13 protein-coding genes and 1 other RNA gene are annotated in these 16,336 nt (G+C 69.0%); 6 read left to right on the top strand and 8 right to left on the bottom strand.

The genetic code is table 11. From position 1 onward, the window contains the following. Nucleotides 1–54 precede the first annotated feature (54 nt). The 3 genes from R9X44_RS08410 (at nucleotide 55) to R9X44_RS08400 (ending at nucleotide 1,760) form a co-directional block, all read left to right on the top strand. Entirely contained in the window at nucleotides 55–378 is a 324-nt protein-coding gene (locus R9X44_RS08410) for a hypothetical protein (protein WP_319813431.1), read from the top strand. 291 nt (nucleotides 379–669) lie between these two features. After that, entirely contained in the window at nucleotides 670–1,185 is a 516-nt protein-coding gene (locus R9X44_RS08405) for a SigE family RNA polymerase sigma factor (RefSeq protein WP_319813430.1), read from the top strand. Next, on the top strand, nucleotides 1,182–1,760 hold the full coding sequence (locus R9X44_RS08400; RefSeq protein WP_319813429.1) for a permease-like cell division protein FtsX: 579 nt from the start codon (nucleotides 1,182–1,184) through the stop codon (nucleotides 1,758–1,760). The genes R9X44_RS08405 and R9X44_RS08400 overlap by 4 nt, the downstream gene beginning before the upstream one ends. Nucleotides 1,761–2,548: 788 nt before the next feature. Here the strand turns inward: R9X44_RS08400 and R9X44_RS08395 are convergent. The 6 genes from R9X44_RS08395 to R9X44_RS08370 form a co-directional block, all read right to left on the bottom strand. Further along, nucleotides 2,549–3,097 carry a hypothetical protein gene (locus tag R9X44_RS08395; RefSeq protein ID WP_319813428.1) on the bottom strand — a complete coding sequence of 183 codons (549 nt, stop codon included), beginning with the start codon at nucleotides 3,095–3,097 and terminating at the stop codon, nucleotides 2,549–2,551. A 1,559-nt stretch (nucleotides 3,098–4,656) separates the two neighbouring features. Next, entirely contained in the window at nucleotides 4,657–5,436 is a 780-nt protein-coding gene (locus tag R9X44_RS08390; protein WP_319813427.1) for an aminotransferase class IV family protein, read from the bottom strand. A gap of 266 nt (nucleotides 5,437–5,702) precedes the next feature. Then, an RNA gene (rnpB, locus tag R9X44_RS08385) (RNase P RNA component class A) lies at nucleotides 5,703–6,083 on the bottom strand. A gap of 123 nt (nucleotides 6,084–6,206) precedes the next feature. Next, nucleotides 6,207–6,440, bottom strand: coding sequence for a type II toxin-antitoxin system HicA family toxin (locus R9X44_RS08380; RefSeq protein ID WP_319813426.1), 234 nt, complete (start codon nucleotides 6,438–6,440; stop codon nucleotides 6,207–6,209). Beyond that, the gene (locus R9X44_RS08375; protein ID WP_319813425.1) at nucleotides 6,437–6,664 is read right to left on the bottom strand and encodes a type II toxin-antitoxin system HicB family antitoxin; all 228 of its coding nucleotides are present in this window, start codon (nucleotides 6,662–6,664) and stop codon (nucleotides 6,437–6,439) included. The genes R9X44_RS08380 and R9X44_RS08375 overlap by 4 nt, the downstream gene beginning before the upstream one ends. Nucleotides 6,665–6,748: 84 nt before the next feature. Further along, on the bottom strand, nucleotides 6,749–8,122 hold the full coding sequence (locus tag R9X44_RS08370; RefSeq protein ID WP_319813424.1) for an NAD(P)/FAD-dependent oxidoreductase: 1,374 nt from the start codon (nucleotides 8,120–8,122) through the stop codon (nucleotides 6,749–6,751). A gap of 297 nt (nucleotides 8,123–8,419) precedes the next feature. Between R9X44_RS08370 and R9X44_RS08365 the strand changes: the two genes are divergently transcribed. The 3 genes from R9X44_RS08365 (at nucleotide 8,420) to R9X44_RS08355 (ending at nucleotide 14,186) form a co-directional block, all read left to right on the top strand. Further along, nucleotides 8,420–9,001: a YbhB/YbcL family Raf kinase inhibitor-like protein gene (locus R9X44_RS08365; RefSeq protein WP_319813423.1), complete on the top strand. Its 582-nt coding sequence runs from the start codon at nucleotides 8,420–8,422 to the stop codon at nucleotides 8,999–9,001. A 164-nt stretch (nucleotides 9,002–9,165) separates the two neighbouring features. Continuing rightward, nucleotides 9,166–11,238 carry a hypothetical protein gene (locus R9X44_RS08360; protein ID WP_319813422.1) on the top strand — a complete coding sequence of 691 codons (2,073 nt, stop codon included), beginning with the start codon at nucleotides 9,166–9,168 and terminating at the stop codon, nucleotides 11,236–11,238. Between the two features lie 719 nt (nucleotides 11,239–11,957). Beyond that, nucleotides 11,958–14,186, top strand: a complete 2,229-nt coding sequence (locus tag R9X44_RS08355; RefSeq protein ID WP_319813421.1) for a SulP family inorganic anion transporter — start codon at nucleotides 11,958–11,960, stop codon at nucleotides 14,184–14,186. Here R9X44_RS08355 and R9X44_RS08350 read toward each other — a convergent pair. Both R9X44_RS08350 and R9X44_RS08345 read right to left on the bottom strand, forming a co-directional pair. Next, the gene (locus R9X44_RS08350) at nucleotides 14,183–15,805 is read right to left on the bottom strand and encodes a PH domain-containing protein (RefSeq protein WP_319813420.1); all 1,623 of its coding nucleotides are present in this window, start codon (nucleotides 15,803–15,805) and stop codon (nucleotides 14,183–14,185) included. The two genes, R9X44_RS08355 and R9X44_RS08350, sit on opposite strands and share 4 nt — an antisense overlap. After that, a complete protein-coding gene (locus R9X44_RS08345) occupies nucleotides 15,802–16,296 on the bottom strand; it encodes a PH domain-containing protein (protein ID WP_319813419.1) in 495 nt (164 codons plus the stop codon). The genes R9X44_RS08350 and R9X44_RS08345 overlap by 4 nt, the downstream gene beginning before the upstream one ends. Nucleotides 16,297–16,336: the final 40 nt, after the last annotated feature.

Genomic DNA, 16,336 nt, shown 5'->3' with positions numbered 1-16,336 from the left:
TCGGTGGGTGGATACTGGGACATCTCACTTGCCGCGATACGGGAGGATGAGCCCATGGTGAGCATGACGTTCGACGCCGGGCGGGACATGGACCCGGTCGCCACGGTGAAGCTCTGCGGAGCGGGCTGGGAGATCAACATCCGCGCGATCCCCGCCGAGTTCGCCCGGCTGGCCGCCATCCGCGACACCGACTGGGAGACCTCTGGCTCCATCGGCGCGGGCACCTGCGCCGGCGCCCCCGCGTTCTGGGTCCAGCACGACGGCAACGCCGTCATCCTCGTCGGCCAGGACGACGAGACCTGGGACTTCGCCGTCACCATCCCCCTGGCGATCGCCGACGAGATAGCCCAGGCCGCCACGGCGACCGTCCCGGCCTGACCCCACCTTCACCGGTCGACAGACCGGCCCTCCCATTCGGGCACGGGCCAGCCCCACTCCGGCCTCTCACTCGGGTACGGGCCAGCGCCACACCGGCCTCCCACGCAGCCCCTCGTCCCGAGAAGGCCGGACCGATCGCCCTGCGGCGGTCCAGAGGCCATCGCCTGATACGCCCCTGCTCGATCCGCTCCCGCAGGGCGCCAACCGGTCTCCGTCCGTCGGGCCCTCGGCGGCGCCACGGAATTCTCCGCCCGAGAGGCAACCTCCGGCCCGTCCCCGCGTCTCTGAGACATGACCGCTGACACGACGGCCCCCCGCCGCCGTCCGGACGAGGCATCCTTCGCCGCGCTGTACCGCGAGCACTCCCTTGGCCTCACCCGCCTCGCCTTCCTCATGCTCGGCGACCGCGAGTCCGCCCAGGACGTAGTCCAAGAGGCATTCCTCGGCCTCTACAAACGCTGGCCGTCCCTACGCGACCCCACCAAGGCCCTCTCCTACGCCCGCTCCTCCGTCCTCAACCGCTGCCGCTCCGTCCTCCGCAAACGCCGCCTCCCTTTCTTCCCCACCCCCGAGCTCTTCGCCTTCTCCGCGGAATCCGAAGCCCTCCTTGACGAATCCCGCCGAGAAGTCCTCAAAGCCCTCCACAACCTCCCCCCACGCCAACGCGAAGCCCTGATCCTCCGCTACTTCCTTGACCTCTCCGAAGCCGAAACCGCCACCACCATGAACATCACCCGAGGCACCGCAAAATCCACGGTCTCCCGCGCCCTCACCGCCCTCTCCCACCACCTGGAGCCCCCCCAATGACCCACCCCCTGGAATCCCTCCTCCGCGAAACCCTCACCACAACCGCCCAATCCATAACCACCCCCCCACCCCTCCCCACCCCCACCCACCGCCGCACCCTCCCAAGGCTCTCCCTCTCTTTCCCCCACCCCCTGACCGCCGCCCTGATCTCCGCCGCCCTGATCGCCACAGTCTTCCAGGTAGTCAAACCAGCCCCCCTCCCCACCGAAGCAGCCACCTCACCCCCGCCCCCCTACCAACTAACCGCCTACCTCTGTGTCTCCACCTCCTCCCAACCCTCCTGCGCAGGCAAGAACACAACCCCCGCCCAACGCCAGGCCATCGCCGACCTCCTCACCTCCCTCCCCGAAGTCCACTCCTTCCACTACGAATCCCAACCCGAGGCATACACCCGCTTCCACACCCTCTTCCCCCACACCCCCACCCTCCTCTCCGGACTCCGCCCAGGCGACATCCCCGACTCCTTCCGCATCCGCACAACCCCCACCGCCATCCCCTACCTGACCACCGCCCTAACCCCCCTCCCCGGCATAGACACCCTAGTCCCCGACCCCACCCCCCAACCCCCCACCTAACCCCCAAAGCCCCCCCACAAAACACCCACCACCAAAACCCCCCCAACCCACCCAACAACCAACCACCCGCCACAGCCTACCCATAACCAATTCCACCCCACGCTACGTCCACATAGCCCAACGAACACCATCACGACCCCACAGGACACATACCCAAACACTCCGAACACCGCCGCCAGCGTTCCAAAATCTGCCCATCCCACCTCTCCCCAGGCACAATAAACCGCCGCGTCGACCCACACAACGGACGCCTCCCAGGCGGCACAGCCACATGCGCCAACCTTTCCCCCTCCTCAGTAAAACACAGCCCCGCATAAGGATTCCCCGGCTCCCCGGGCTGCTCCCACTCCACCCGAAAGATAACGTCATACACCACTTCATACTCCACCCAAACATCTTAAGACAGCCACTGACGGGTCCCCTGGAGTGACACCCCTCGGCGGCGAGACCAGCGACATCAGAGGCCCTCAGGAGGGATCTAAGGAGCCGCTTGGTCACCCCGGAAAGGACATCACCCACCACACCCCCCCATCCCTATCTCATGGGCACGAAACGTGCACTGATCTTGAGGGTCGTCGGGGGTGGTCTGGAGTAGGTCCGCGGGATATCGTTGCCCCATGTTCTCAACACGAAAGGCACATGCCGCGTAGACGGCCGGTGCAGCTCCGGGCCGACGCGTTGGCGCGGCTTCGGACGGAAGACGAACTGGATCTCAAAAGGGCTTCGCGCATAGCGGGCCTCTCCCCGTACGGCCACCTGGTAGTGATGCGAGTCATTAAATACTACTCTTAAACTGCAGATCCTACGGCCCGAATGAAATCTTGCTGCAAACTCTGAATGTGATCTGATTGTTCCTTTGGAATATTTCCCGGGGGCAATGGGGCGCGGATGGTGCCGAGTCTCCGAAGGGCGGACACTAGATCGGCAGCCGAGCGCTGAACTTCTTGATCCCGCACCAGAAGCTGGACTTTGGCGAGGGAAAGTTCTGCTGCAGCCTGGAGGGATGACCCTGTTTCGTCGAAGACGGGCACCGGTTCGCCGTAGGTTGGATTCTCGACCAGCTCGATTCTTGCCTTGGCGCTCATTATGTATGAGCGCCATTTCCGTGCGGCGGCTATCAGTTCAAGACAGGCCTCTACTTGCCTGCCTCTCCATTCTTCGGTGTTTTGTTGTTTCCAGATTTTGCGCTGTGAATGGTCGGCCAATAGTCCGCCAAAGATGACACCAACGAGTGTTCCTATCGTGGCGGTTAGGGCATTGAGCAAAAGCATCTCCGGGACTGCTGGATGAAAAGGTTCGGAGGTCTGGCATTGGCGATGGTTCTTGGGCTGGATCATGTAGATCAGCGTATGCCTATATCAAGCCTGCTGGTGGCATGGTTTGTCAAGAGTGCGTATAGCAGAGCGGTTTTGTTGTCCCACGCTTGTCGCTGTTCTTCCAGTTAGGGATGTCCGTTATACGTGGGCACGGCATGTTGGAGCTAGAAGGTGTCCGACTTGCGGGTCAGGGCCTCGTAGGCGTCCTGGCGGATGGCCTGCCAGCTCGCGCAGGCGGGCCTCGGTGACGGTCTCGCCGACATGCAGGCCACCGCCGACAGGCCTCAGAGTTTCTTGTCGGCGCGTTCGACGAGCAGCAGCTCACCCTCGCCATCGCGGACCGTGATCGCGCTGCGAACACAGTGCTGTTGATCTACTTCACACGATGGCCGGGAAGTGCGTCCGGCCAAAAGTCCGCCTCGCGTTCTTTGAGCAATGTCGCGATCTGACAGCGGCGTCTGGGATAGGCGCTTGGTCCGACGGAACGGAAGGCGGACGTCGAAGGAGACGCGGTCTACGTCCAGCGGGCAGGTAGAGAGAGGGAAGCCGACCGACACATCGCCAGGGCCAGAGCCCGGGTTTCGGAGTGTGATCTCGCGGAATCGGTCCCCAGCGCACCTCGCCCGAGCACCTCGTTCAGCGCAGTCCGCCATCCGACGTTCGACACGAGGTTTGGGTCTTCAGTTGGCGGCGGACGAGGCAGCCTGTACGCCGGGAACGGAGCCCCCAACCACCTGACCAGCAGAAACGCATCCTGATCAGCCCAAACGCTTCCCTTCACTTCGGGGCAGTTCTCATCGTTTCCCGCCTTCTCCCACCCTCATGTGCACGAAATGTGCACTGGGATCGTTGGCGTTGAGCCAGTGTCGTCGGGATCATGCGGCATGCTCTTCCGTCCGGATGACCTCCCTGGCCGCTGGATTTCACTCGCGGAGGACGATGTGACGAGTCAAGCACTCGGTGTGGAGCTGGTTCGCGAGTGCGGCAGCAGAGAACACTCGTTGTATGGAGCCGAGGTGAAGGCGCTCGCGCGGTGCGGTGTCTGCGACGAGGTTCTGTATTGGTTGCCGCAGCGGAATGCATGGGCAGTCGTTCACCTGACATGGCGCTCAGACCCGGAAACAGAACCGTTCTGGCCGTCGGCTGAGCTCTGCAACGAGTGGTCCGAGGTGGTTTCAGAGCTGATCGACCACGGACACTGAGCGCGATCGCCGCTGACGGCGTAGCCCCCAGGGGGCACCACAGCCTGTCGCATGTGCAGTTGGGTCCAGAGTGCTCCGCGTAACGGCGAGAAGTCGTGACAGGGAGCAGGAGCGGCCGGCGGCGGCAAAGCCACCGTTCTTGATCCCAAACAGCAAGATTCGGCAGAAGTCTACGTTTCCGGATGTGTCAAATATTAGATTTATGGCATCCGATAGTTGTAAATATCATGTCCACGCGCAAAACCGCTCCCATGGGATGGGCGGCGGACGCTTGGATGGTCATGCGCTTGGCGTCGCGGAGCCAGCGGACCTCGCGGCCGGACCAGAGCTGGACGACGGGTGCCATGTGGTGGCTCCTCGGTGGTGGGGCCGGTGGGGTCAGAGGCTTTCGGGACGGATCTCCTGGTACTCCTTGCGGAGAGCGTCGATGATGTCGTGTTCGGCGTCGAGGGGGATGTCGTCGATGGCGGCGATGGGACGCACGCCCACAGACGTGTTCGTGGCGAAGGCGGCGCTCATTTCGGGAATGTCGCGCACGTGCACCGGTGCCGTGACCGTCTCCTCGTGGGTCTGCTTGAGGAGGCTCATGGTCACGCCGGGGAGGACGTCGGCGTTCGGCCAGAGCACCTTGTGTCCGTCGAAGAAGCCGATGTTCCAAGTCGCGCCTTCGGAGATGAACCCGGCGCTGTCATGGAAGAGGCAGTCGTCAAAACCGGCCGAGAGGGCTTCCCTCCGGTGCCAGAGCTGCCCGAGCAATCCGACATGCTTCACTTTCGGCAGATCACGTTGGTAGGCCGTGGTCCGGATGCGCAGAGGAGAGGCCGGGAGACCCGGTGCCGGGCGGTGCGTCACGAGCACCGAGGGAGCAGCCTGCCCGCCGATGTGGCCCAGATCCAAGGCGGGGTCGAACACCGTGACGCGGAGGATGAACGCTTCCTTGCGGTCACCGACGGCTGAGCGAACGTAGGAGCGCACTCGGTCTCGATCGAGTGCGGCGGAGAACAGCTCCCGACAGTCGGTGACCAGCCTGTCCAGGTGCTGTGAATAGCCGCGGACGTGCCCGTCCTCGACGCGCATGGACGTGAAGTGGCCATAGTTCGTAAGAGCCAGCGCTTGCAGCGCATCGGCGGAGACCTGCGCCCCATTGAGTTCAGCCATGACGGCAGTCTCGCACCGGGCCGATCCCCAAATGCTGAAGTGCAGCGCTGAAGCAGCGACAGGACATGGGAAGTGCACGACGAACCGAGCACGTCCGGGGTGGGGGTGCAGTTGCGGGATGCGATTCCGCGGCTTGTTGTCAGTTCGGCCGTGGCGACCGTGGGGGTGTGGGTGGGTGATGACGGGGCGTCGGCGGGTGTTTTGGCGCGCTTGAGCTTGCGGAAGGCGCGGGGTGTCCCGATTTAGGGGATTGTGCTGGGGTGGGGCGGACGAGGCGGCCTGTAAGCCGGGTTCTGTTTGGAGGGGTGGTGCCTCTCCTTGGCGGTCATCCATCTTGGGGCGTCGTTGCCGACGTCCTCTAGCGACCTACCCGCGGACATTGGGCGGGCAGCCCGTGTCGTCCGCTGTCTGGTCTTGCTCCGGGTGGGGTTTACCTAGCCGCCCAGGTCGCCCTGGGCGCTGGTGAGCTCTTACCTCACCGTTTCACCCTTACCTCGCGTCCCCTGGGGGAGCGGGGCGGTTTGTTTTCTGTGGCACTGTCCCGCGGGTCGCCCCGGGTCGGTGTTACCGACCACCCTGCCCTGTGGAGCCCGGACTTTCCTCGGCGGAGATCCGAAGATCCCCGACGCGACCGCCCGGCCGGCTCGTCCGCCGTACCCCTAATCCTAGACCCGCCCCGCCCGCCCCCGATCCGACAAGGCTCGAAGCCTCCGGCTTCCTCGAAAGGAGGGGGCTCGAAGCCTTCGGCTTCCTTGCGGGGCTGGGCGCGGTCAGGGGAGTGCGGTGAGGAAGTCCTGGACGGGGACGCGGGCCTGGCGCAGGATGCCGTGGAGGGTGCCGGTCTTGAGGTCCTTGCGGCCGTGGTCGGGGATCGTGACGGCACGGCCGTCGGGGTGCCGGAGACGGACGTGGCTGCCGGACTGGCGGACGCGGACGAAGCCGAGGGCGTCGAATGCCTTGAGGACCGTTGCGGCGGGGGTCGGGGGGATGAGGCGGGGGCTCATGCGGTGAGCTGGACCTCGAAGGGGATGAGGGCGGGGGTCGGGTGGAGCTGGGCGGCGAGTTCCTCGGGGGTGAGGTCCGCGAGGGTGAGTTCCACGGCTTCCTTGATCATGGCGAGGGCGTGGTCGAGGCTGTCGCCCTGGCTCGTGACGTCGAGCTCGGGGCAGTGGGCGACGTAGGCGTCGTCCTCCTGCCAGATCTGCGCGGTCAGGTGCAGCGTGCTCATGACGACCAATCTACGGGGTCGCGACCCCAGGGAATGGGGAAGGGGCACGGTCTGGGTGGACCGTGCCCCTTTGGGGCCAAGGGGTTACTTGGCTGCGCTCTTGACTACCGGGGTGGGGCGGTCGGTGGCGGCGGCGAGGGCGAATTCTTCGAAGGGGGCTTCGATGCTGCCGAGGGAGACGGTTTCGCGCTTGAAGAAGAGGGCGAGGGTCCAGTCGGCTATGACGCGGACCTTGCGGTTGAAGGTGGGGACGCGGGAGAGGTGGTAGGTGCGGTGCATGAACCAGGCGGCCAGGCCGCGCTGCTTGATGCCGTAGACGTGGGCGACGCCCTTGTGCAGGCCGAGGCCGGCGACGGAGCCGACGTAGGCGTGGCGGTAGGGCTTGAGGGCCTTGCCGCGGTAGGCGGCGAGGATGTTCTCGGCGAGGACCTTGGCCTGGCGGACGGCGTGCTGCGCGTTCGGCGCGCAGTACTCGGTGCCCTCCTTGGTGAGGTCCGGGATCGCGGCGTTGTCGCCCGCGGTGAAGGCCCGGACGGTGCCCTCGATCTGCAGGAACTCGTTGCCCTTGACGCGGCCGCGCTCGTCGATCGGCAGGTCGGTCGACTTGCCGAGCGGGTTGGCCTTGGCGCCGGCGGTCCACACGAGGGTGTTGGTCGGGAACTTCTCGCCGTCCGACAGTTCGATGACGTTGTCGACGGCCGACTGCAGGAACGTCTTCAGCTTGACGTCGATGCCGCGCCCGCGCAGCTGCTCGGCGGTCCACTCGCCGAGTTCGGGGCCGACCTCGGGAAGGATGCGGTCGGCGGCTTCGACCATGACCCAGCGCATGTCGTCCGCGCGCAGGTTCGGGTGCAGCTTGATCGCGTCGCGGGCCATGTCCTCCATCTCGGCCAGCGCCTCGACGCCGGCGAACCCGCCGCCGACGACGACGAAGGTCAGCGCGCGCTTGCGCAGCTCGAGGTCGTCGGTCGAGGAGGCGATGTCGAGCTGGGCGAGGACGTGGTTGCGCAGGTGGATGGCCTCACCGATGGTCTTGAAGCCGATGCCGTTCTCGGCGAGGCCCGGGATGGGCAGGGTGCGCGAGACGGATCCGGCGGCCATGACGAGGTAGTCGTAGGTGAGCCGCTTCGGGGGGCCTTCGACGGGCTGGATGATGGCCCAGCGCTCGGCGTGGGAGAGCTCGGTGACGCGCGCGGTGACGATGTTGACCTTGGGCAGGACGCGACGCAGCGGGACGACCACGTGCCGGGGCGAGAGGTTGCCGGCGGCGGCCTCGGGCAGGAACGGCTGGTAGGTCATGTAGGACTGCGGGTCGACGATGGTGATCTGGACCTCGCCGCGCTTCAGCTCGCTCTTCAGCTTCTTCTGGAGGCGGAGCGCGGTGTACAGGCCGACATAGCCACCCCCCACGATGAGGATGTGCGGGGCGTCGGGGTTCGCGTCAGGCCGTCTGGCCATCTCAGGCTCCTAAAGAGGGTGTCACCTTGTGAAGACATTCACAATGTAGCGGACGTGTCTGGTCTAGTCCAAACGAGAACCAAGGAACTTTCGCTGAAATTCCGTGTCGGGTAAAAGTGGACCGCTCTAGCGCCGTGAACTACGACACAAGTTCTCACGGGCTCAAATCCTGACCGCTGTTAATGACCAACGTCACATCATCGGCGTCCCAAGGTCCGGTGAGGCCCTAGGGTTTTGCGGGGACCGCGCGCGAGCGCGTCTGCTCGCGTACGATCTCGACCCGGGAGTGCTGATCTGATGAAGAAGACCTCGGGACGGGCCGCCGTCCTCAAAGTGGCCGCCGCGTCGCTCGTGGGGGCGTCCCTGATCTCGGGCTGCGGCGTCGTCGGCAGCGGCTCGGGCAGCGGCGAGCTGGCGGAGTTCACCGTCAGCAGCCCGGCGTTCACCGACATGAAGGATATCCCCGAGCGTTACGGCTGCGCCGAACTCGACGGCCAGGGCAAGATCCTGCCGCTGCACTGGTCGGGCGTGCCGGAGGCCAAAGCCTTCGCCGTCGTCGTCGACGACCCGGACGCGCGCGGCGGCACGTATATTCACTGGGTGCTCGCCAACCTGGACGGGACGACCGCCGACCTCGTCGAGGGGGTGGTCCCCGACCGCGGCGTGCAGGGCCGCAACTCCGCGGGAAGCGCGTCGTACCTCCCGCCGTGCCCGCCCAAGGGGGAGCGGCACCGGATCCGCTTCACCGTCTACGCGCTGTCCTCGCCCATTCCCGAGGACGAGGTGGGCGAGCTCAAGGAGTCGCTGCCCGCGATCGCCGAGCGGACCGTGGGACGGGGTCGCATCACCGGATACTTCGGGCAGCAGTCACCGTCGTGAGAGTTCCCGGATCTGTGGCCAAAACGTGAGAGATCGTGTGATGGTAGTGGTTCGCGAACGGACGGGCAGGGCGCGGTGACGGGCGGAACCGGGCACGTGCGGCCACACCGCCGACACAAACGGGGCCGGACCTGTGCGCCGGGCCATGGCACTGGGGTGGAGCGATGGTTATCGTTATTACGGGGTTGGTCATCCTCGTCGGTCTCGTCGTGGTGCTCGTCGCGCTCGGCATGCGGGCGCAGCGGGAGCGCGATGACGACGACGACTGGATGAGCGACGACCCTAAGCCCCGCAAGGACGGCGAGGAGGCCGGCGGTCCCGACCGCAGGGTCGCGGGCGCGCCGCTGTCCGCGCCGACGGCGGGCGAGCCGGGACGCGGCCGCGCCCCCCGGGGCAAGGCCAGCGAGCGCATGGCCGACGACGACTACTGGGCGACGATCACGTTCGACAAGCCCAAGTTCCCCTGGCAGAACGGTGAGGGCGGCGAGGCCAAGGCCGCCCAGCCCGATCCGCTCGACTCCGTCGCGCAGCCCGAGCCCGAGCCCGTCCACGCCGCCGCGCAGCCCCAGGACGACCAGTACGCCGACTCCTACGCGGGCGAGCAGTACACGGAGTCCTACGGCGACCAGCAGTACGCCGACAACAACCAGTACGCCGACGCGCAGTACGGCAACGCCCAGCACGCCGATGGCCAGTACGGCAACGACCAGTACGGCAACGACCAGTACGGCAACGACCAGTACGCCGACGGGTACGCCGACCAGCAGTACGCGGCCGACGGTTACGCCGACCAGTCGCAGTACGACGGCCAGCAGCAGTACGCCGACGGCCAGTACGCCGACCAGCAGTACGCCGATCAGCAGTACGGGGACCAGCAGTACGGGGACCAGCAGTACGCGAAGGACGGCTACGGCGACGCCTACAGCGACACGACCGCCTACTACCCCGACCAGAACGACGGCTACGACCCCGAGCCCGCGCAGCGCCCCCTGCGGCCCGATCCGCTGGAGCCCGCGGCGGCCCCTGACTGGCAGAACGAGCCGCTGACCAGGTTCGACCAGCCCGCGGTGCGCGGTTTCGACAAGTACGAGCAGCAGCCGGCGCAGCCCGCGGCCGCCGCGTTCGAGCCGCCGCAGCCGCGCGTCCCGCAGCCCGACCCGCTCGGCCTGCCCGACCCGTTCGCGCGTCCCGCGGCCGCCGCCCAGGCGCGCGACCCCGAGGCGACCCAGGCTTACCCTGCTGCCCCGTTGAGCGGCCTCGGCACCAGCGGTGGTCTCGGCGGCGGTCTCGGTTCCGGGAGCGGTCTCGGCACGGGTCCGCTCAGCGCGGGGCCCTACGGCACTCCCGCGCCGCGCACCAGCGGCCCGCTGCCCACGCAGGGCACTGGTCCGCTGTCGGCGGGCGGTACGGGTCCGCTGTCGGCGAGCCCGTCGCTGCCGACGCCTCCGCCGAGCCGCAGCACGGGTCCGCTCAGCGCGGGCGCGGCCGCCGCGTCGGCGTCGCCGCTGGGCGGCGGACCGCTCGGCGGCTCGTCCGGACCGCTCACCCCGCCGCTGGGCGGCGCGCCGTCCTATGGCGCCCCGGCGGAGCAGCCCTCGGCGAGCGAGAACACCGACGGCACCCGGCTGCCGACGGTCGACGAGCTCCTCCAGCGCATCCAGGCCGACCGCCGCAAGTCGGACGCGCCGGGGACGTCGGCCCCGTCGTCCTACAGCCCGGCTCCGGCGCTGGACCCGTTGAACGACCCGCTGAACTCCGAGAACCGCGACTACGGCTCGGCGTGGCCGTCGTCGTCGCCGAGCGGCGGCCTGTCCTCTGACGCCCTGGGCGGCTCCTCCTACGGGTCGTCGTCCGGGTCGTCCTACGGCGGCGGTTCCACCGACTACCCCACGGCCCCCGCCTACGGCGCGGACCCCAGCCCCGCCCGCTACGACGACCCCCTGGGCGGCTACCCGTCGAGCACGGGCGGTTCCCCGTCCTACGGCTCGTCGTCCTACGGCCAGGGCGGGGAGAACGCCGGACGCTACGGCGACTTCACCGGCAGCAGCCTCGGCGGCACCACCGGCGAGCAGCCCACCACGGGCTCGGGCGGCTACTACCCGGGCGAGCAGACCCCGTTCAGCGCCCCGGTTGACCCGTCGGCCCAGTACCCCTCGCAGCAGTACCCGACGGCCCAGTACGCCGACCAACCCCGCTCCACCGAGGAGTGGGACGAGTACCGCGACTACCGCCACTAGCCGCAGCCCACGCCGAGCCCGCCCCCACGACCGCCAGGTCCACGGAGGCGGGCTCAGCCGTTTCCGCCGAGCCCGAGCCCCACCCAACGGACGCGCTGCGCCGGCCTGTCGGCCCCGGCGTCGGAGGGCGTGCGGCGTGAACCCCGCCCGGCTGACGCGGCCTCACGGACGCGCCGCGCCGACCTGTCGGCCCCGGCGTCGAAGGGGTGCGGCGGGATTCCTGCCCGGTGGACGTGGCCGGACGGACGTACCGCGCCGACCTGTCGGCCCCGGCGTCGGAGGGCGTGCGGCGGGTTCCCGCCCGGTGGACGCGGCCTGACGGACGCATCGCGCCGACCTGTCGGCCCCGGCGTCGAAGGGCGTGCAGCGTGAACCCCGCCCGGCGGATGCGGCCTCACGGACGCGCCGCGCTGGCCTGTCGGCCCCGGCGTCGAAGGGGTGTGGCGGGATTCCTGCCCGGTGGACGTGGCCGGACGGACGTACCGCGCCGACCTGTCGGCCCTGGCGTCGAAGGGGGTCGAAGGGGGGCGGCGTGAACCCCGCCCGGTGGACGCGGCCTCATGGACGGATCGCGTCGGCCTGTCGGCCCCTGGGGTTGGAGGGGCGGGGTGGGGTTTTTGGTTGGTGGGGGTGGGTGGGTGGCTCACCGGGGAATGGGGGCTCGGTGGGTGGGTGGCTGTGATTCGATACGGGGTGTGACCTTCGAACCACAGAATGTAGTGACGCGTTTCATCGCGCCCGGCAGGGATATTCCCGCGTCGTTCGTGGTGTTCCTGGTGGCGATCCCGCTTTCGCTCGGTATCGCCGTCGCCTCGGGGGCGCCGGTAGCCGCGGGCCTGATAGCCGCCATCGTCGGCGGGATCGTCGCCGGTCTGACCGGGGGGTCGCCGCTCCAGGTGAGCGGTCCCGCCGCGGGACTCACCGTGATCGTCGCCTCGATGGTCCAGACGTACGGATGGCAGGCGACCTGCGCCATCACGATGTGCGCGGGCCTGCTCCAGATCGGGCTCGGCGCGTGCCGGGTCGCCAGGACCGCCCTCGCGGTGTCGCCCGCGGTGGTGCACGGGATGCTCGCGGGCATCGGCGTGGTGCTCGTGCTGTCGCAGCTGCACATCGTGCTCGGCGGCAGCCCGCAGCACTCGGCGATGGCCAACCTCGTGGAGCTGCCGCAGCAGATCGTGCGCAACCACTCGGCCGCGGTGATGGTCGGGGTGCTGACCGTCGTGGTGCTGCTGGCCTGGGAGCGGCTGCCGTTCCGCAGGATTCCCGCCCCGCTCGTCGCTGTGGCGTTCGCCACGCTGATCGCCTGGGCGGGCGGCCTCGACGTCCCGCGCGTCGACCTTCCCGAGAGCCTGTTCGGCGGCTGGGGCCTGCCCAAGGCCCCCGACGCCGCGCTCCCCGACCTGGTCGGCGCCGTCGTGTCCGTCGCGCTGGTCGCCGGGGTGGAGTCGCTGCTGTGCGCGGTGGCGGTCGACCGGATGCGCCCGGTCGGGGTGCCGCGCAGCGATCTCGACCGCGAGCTGATGGGCCAGGGCGCGGGCAACTTCGTGTCCGGCTTCCTCGGCGGCCTGCCCGTCGCGGGCGTGATCGTCCGGTCGACCGCGAACGTCCGCGCGGGCGCGCTGACCAGGGCCTCGACCGTGCTGCACGGCGTGTGGGTGCTGGTCCTCGCGCTGTCGTGCGCGGCGCTGATCGAGCAGATCCCGCTGGCCGCCCTCGCCGCCCTGCTCGTCGCGCTGGGCCTGCGGATGCTGGACCGTTCCCACCTGAAGGGCCTGCGGCCGCACCGCGAGACCTGGATCTACTGGATCACCATGGCCGGTGTCGTCGTCCTCGGCTTGGGCGAGGGCGTGCTCCTCGGGATCGCCCTGGCGGCCTGCCTGGCGCTGCGGCGGCTCACCCGGGTCAGGGTGCGCACCGAGCAGCGCGACGGACGGTGGCACGTCGTCGTCGCCGGGTCGCTGACGTTCCTCGGCGTGCCCCGGCTGAACACCGCGCTCGCGGCCATCCCGCCGGGCGTTCCGGTGGACCTCGACCTCGACGTGGACTTCATGGACAACGCGGCGTTCGACACTATCCACACCTGGCGCGTTTCCCACGAAAGGCAGGGCGGTAAAGTCGATATCGATGAAATCCATGAGTCTTGGTACGAAAACGCCATGACGGGCGAAGCTGCTCCGAAGGACAAGTCGTCCGGTGGTGTCCGCTGGTGGGCGCCCTGGTCACGGCGTGAGCGCGGTCCCGTCCAGGACCTCGACGGCGCCTCGCCGCGCGAGGTGCTCCTCGCGGGCGTCCGGGAATACCACGGACGCACCGCACGCCTTGTCCGTCCGATCATGGCCGAGCTGGCCATGGCCCAGACCCCTGACCACCTCTTCATCACGTGCGTCGACTCCCGGGTGGTGCCCAATCTGATCACCGCCAGCGGGCCCGGCGACATCTTCATCAACCGCAACGTGGGCAACCTCGTGCCGCGCAACGGCTCGCGGGTGCCCGACGACTCGGTGATGGCCACCGTCGAGTACGCCACATCGGTGCTCGACGTGAAGACGATCACCGTCTGCGGCCACTCGAACTGCGGCGCGATGGCGGGTGTGCTGGCCGGGGGCAGCGAGGTGGAGCACCTGCCGCAGCTGTCGAACTGGTTGAAGCACGCCAACTACAGCCTCGACCGCTTCCTGCACGAGCCGGAGGGCGACCACACGGCGAGCCCGTTGACCCGGCTGTGCCAGGCCAACGTGGTGCAGCAGCTCGACAACCTGCTCAGCTACCCGTGGCTGCGGCGGCGCGTCGACCTCGGCGAGATCGAGCTCGTCGGGATGTACCTCGACCTGGCGACGGCCAAGGTCCACATCTACGACGCCGAGAGCGGAGGGTTCCTCGCGGTGCCCGAAGAGGTCCCGGCCGAGGAGGACGACGGACGCCGCGGCGCGGCGGCCAACGCCTAACCGGCTGAACGCCCCGCAGAGCCCCCGGACGCGCCGTCCGGGGGCTCTGTCGTCTCCCGGGGCCTGACGGGCCCGTCGGCGGCGGCTGAGGCCCGTGTGCCGTCATCGGCGAGGAACGGGGTGATCCAGGCGGGCGTGACCGACCTCGCGAAGTCGACGGCCTCGGCCGCGTCGGCGTCAATGACGGCGTACCCGCCCTCCCCGGCCCCGACCGCGACGGTCAGGGTGGCGACGCCGCCGCGCCGCTGGAACACGCTCTGGCGCAGCTTCCAGCCGACCACCGCGCGGTTCTCGATGATCTGCTGGTGCCGGACGAGCGAGCCGGACCTGACCGACAGGAGCCGTCCGTCGGTGGCGTGGCCGAGCTGCCGGTACCTGTCGAGCGCCAGCGGGACGCCAAGGACGGCCGCCGCAGCGCACAGGGCGGCGAGCCAGGGCCGTCCGGTGGCGGCGGCGACCACGCCGAGCACGAGCGGCGGCAGGACGGCACGGGTGATCCTGCGGGTGCGCGCGACGGGCGGGTGGACGGTGAGCGGTGTGGTGAACATCGCGCCGAGCCGCGTGATGACCTTCTCGGCGACGGCCCTTGGCGCGGTCGGCAGCAGCCGTCCCCGGTGTTCGGCGTCGCCGAGCCCGGTGACGAGCGCGGTCAGCCTGACGACGCCGAGCAGCCGTTCCAGCGGGTTGTCGCGCAGTTCAAGGCCCCGGATGCGGCGGCGTTCAAGGGTGACGCTGCGCCGGGTGACGAGGCCGCGCTCGGCCAGCAGCGCCCCCTGCGAGCCGTTGCCCTCGCCGGAGGGGTCGGCCTTGATCGCGCGGAGCTGGAAGTCCCAGTTGAACCAGGCGAAGACCAGCACGGACGCGAGCGGCATCGCGAGCACGAACAGCAGCGCCACGAACGCCGCGAGGACGGGGGAGAACCCGAGGACGCGGTCGCCGAGATGGCTGAGTGTGCCCTCGGAGATCAGGCCGACCTCGTTGCTGAGGTTGTACAGGGTGCCCAGGACGCTTCCGGCGAGTGCGAACGGCGTCAGCAGGTACGCGCCGCTGAGGGGGGCGTACCAGTACCAGCTCGGCTCGGACCGCGCGACGATCTCGGGCCGCGGCCCTCCGGGGACGGTGGGGCGGCGGCCCAGCAGCCGCTGCCTGAGCCGTTCGGCCTCCTTGCGGCTGACGCCGTCAAGGACGCCCTCGTCGCCGCCCGCCGCCGCGTCGATCCGCACGACGGCGAGGCCGAGCAGCCGGTGGGTGGGGCTGGCGTTGATGTCGACGCCTCTGACGCGCTCCAGCGGGATCGTCTTCACCGACCGTCCGATGAGCTGGTGGCGCAGCTCGAGGCGGTCGGGGTACAGCGTGTACGTGAACGACCACCAGCGGACCGCCTGGTGCAGCAGCCCCATGGCGAGCGCGGCGAGCGTGAAGTAGACCGCGACGTTGAACCCGCTGATCAGCAGCCCGCTGACGGCCACGACGAGCAGCGCGGCGAGTTCCCGGAGCGCGCTGGCGACGCAGCTGACGGGGCTCAGCCTGCGCGTGTCGGGCGGTTCGGGCGGCGCGACGGGGCCGCCGGGTCCGTCCCCCTCGGCGGGGGCGCTCTGCTCCGGCTCCCCGGTGATCATGTGGCGTCGTCCCGCAGGTCGTGCGCGCGTCTGGCCAGGCGCTCGGCCAGTTCGGTGGCCGTGCCGACGGGCAGGCCGGTGAGCTCCGACGACCCCTCGTGCGAGGCGGTGGTCACCTTGAGCGTGGCGAGGTCGAGCAGCCGCTCGAGCCAGTTCTGCGCGGCGTCGACGGTCTGGATCCGGCTGACCGGGACCAGCAGCCACTCGCGGCTCAGCCACCCGACCGTGGTGTACACCACGTCGGAGCTGACCTCCCAGCGGTGCACCCGGTAGCGCCAGGCGGGGATCACCAGGACCGAAATGACGCTGAGCGCGGCGACGGTCCACGGCAGCCAGCCGGGCTGGAACGCGAAGTCCGCGCCGCGCGCCCATGCGGTGAAGCCGAACGCCACGCCGGTCAGCACCGCGCCGCCGATCAGCAGATCGGCGGCCCACTTGATCACTGCCCGGCCGGAGACCCGGTGCGCGGGCGGCCTCAGCCGCGTTGTCACGATCTCACCCTATGCGGCCACGCCCCAAAGGGGTGGCCGC

This window comes from Actinocorallia sp. A-T 12471 (genome assembly GCF_033875155.1).
Classification (GTDB): domain Bacteria; phylum Actinomycetota; class Actinomycetes; order Streptosporangiales; family Streptosporangiaceae; genus Actinocorallia.
Note: the sequence above shows the minus strand (reverse complement) of the source record. Positions and strands in the feature narration are given on the sequence as shown.

Coding starts and splice junctions, on each gene's coding strand:
- R9X44_RS08395 (WP_319813428.1), bottom strand. CDS start 3,097: ATGATCCAGCCCAAGAACCATCGCCAATGCCAGACCTCCGAACCTTTT.
- R9X44_RS08365 (WP_319813423.1), top strand. CDS start 8,420: ATGAAGAAGACCTCGGGACGGGCCGCCGTCCTCAAAGTGGCCGCCGCG.
- R9X44_RS08380 (WP_319813426.1), bottom strand. CDS start 6,440: ATGAGCCCCCGCCTCATCCCCCCGACCCCCGCCGCAACGGTCCTCAAG.
- R9X44_RS08375 (WP_319813425.1), bottom strand. CDS start 6,664: ATGAGCACGCTGCACCTGACCGCGCAGATCTGGCAGGAGGACGACGCC.
- R9X44_RS08400 (WP_319813429.1), top strand. CDS start 1,182: ATGACCCACCCCCTGGAATCCCTCCTCCGCGAAACCCTCACCACAACC.
- R9X44_RS08405 (WP_319813430.1), top strand. CDS start 670: ATGACCGCTGACACGACGGCCCCCCGCCGCCGTCCGGACGAGGCATCC.
- R9X44_RS08370 (WP_319813424.1), bottom strand. CDS start 8,122: ATGGCCAGACGGCCTGACGCGAACCCCGACGCCCCGCACATCCTCATC.
- R9X44_RS08410 (WP_319813431.1), top strand. CDS start 55: ATGGTGAGCATGACGTTCGACGCCGGGCGGGACATGGACCCGGTCGCC.
- R9X44_RS08350 (WP_319813420.1), bottom strand. CDS start 15,805: ATGATCACCGGGGAGCCGGAGCAGAGCGCCCCCGCCGAGGGGGACGGA.
- R9X44_RS08390 (WP_319813427.1), bottom strand. CDS start 5,436: ATGGCTGAACTCAATGGGGCGCAGGTCTCCGCCGATGCGCTGCAAGCG.
- R9X44_RS08360 (WP_319813422.1), top strand. CDS start 9,166: ATGGTTATCGTTATTACGGGGTTGGTCATCCTCGTCGGTCTCGTCGTG.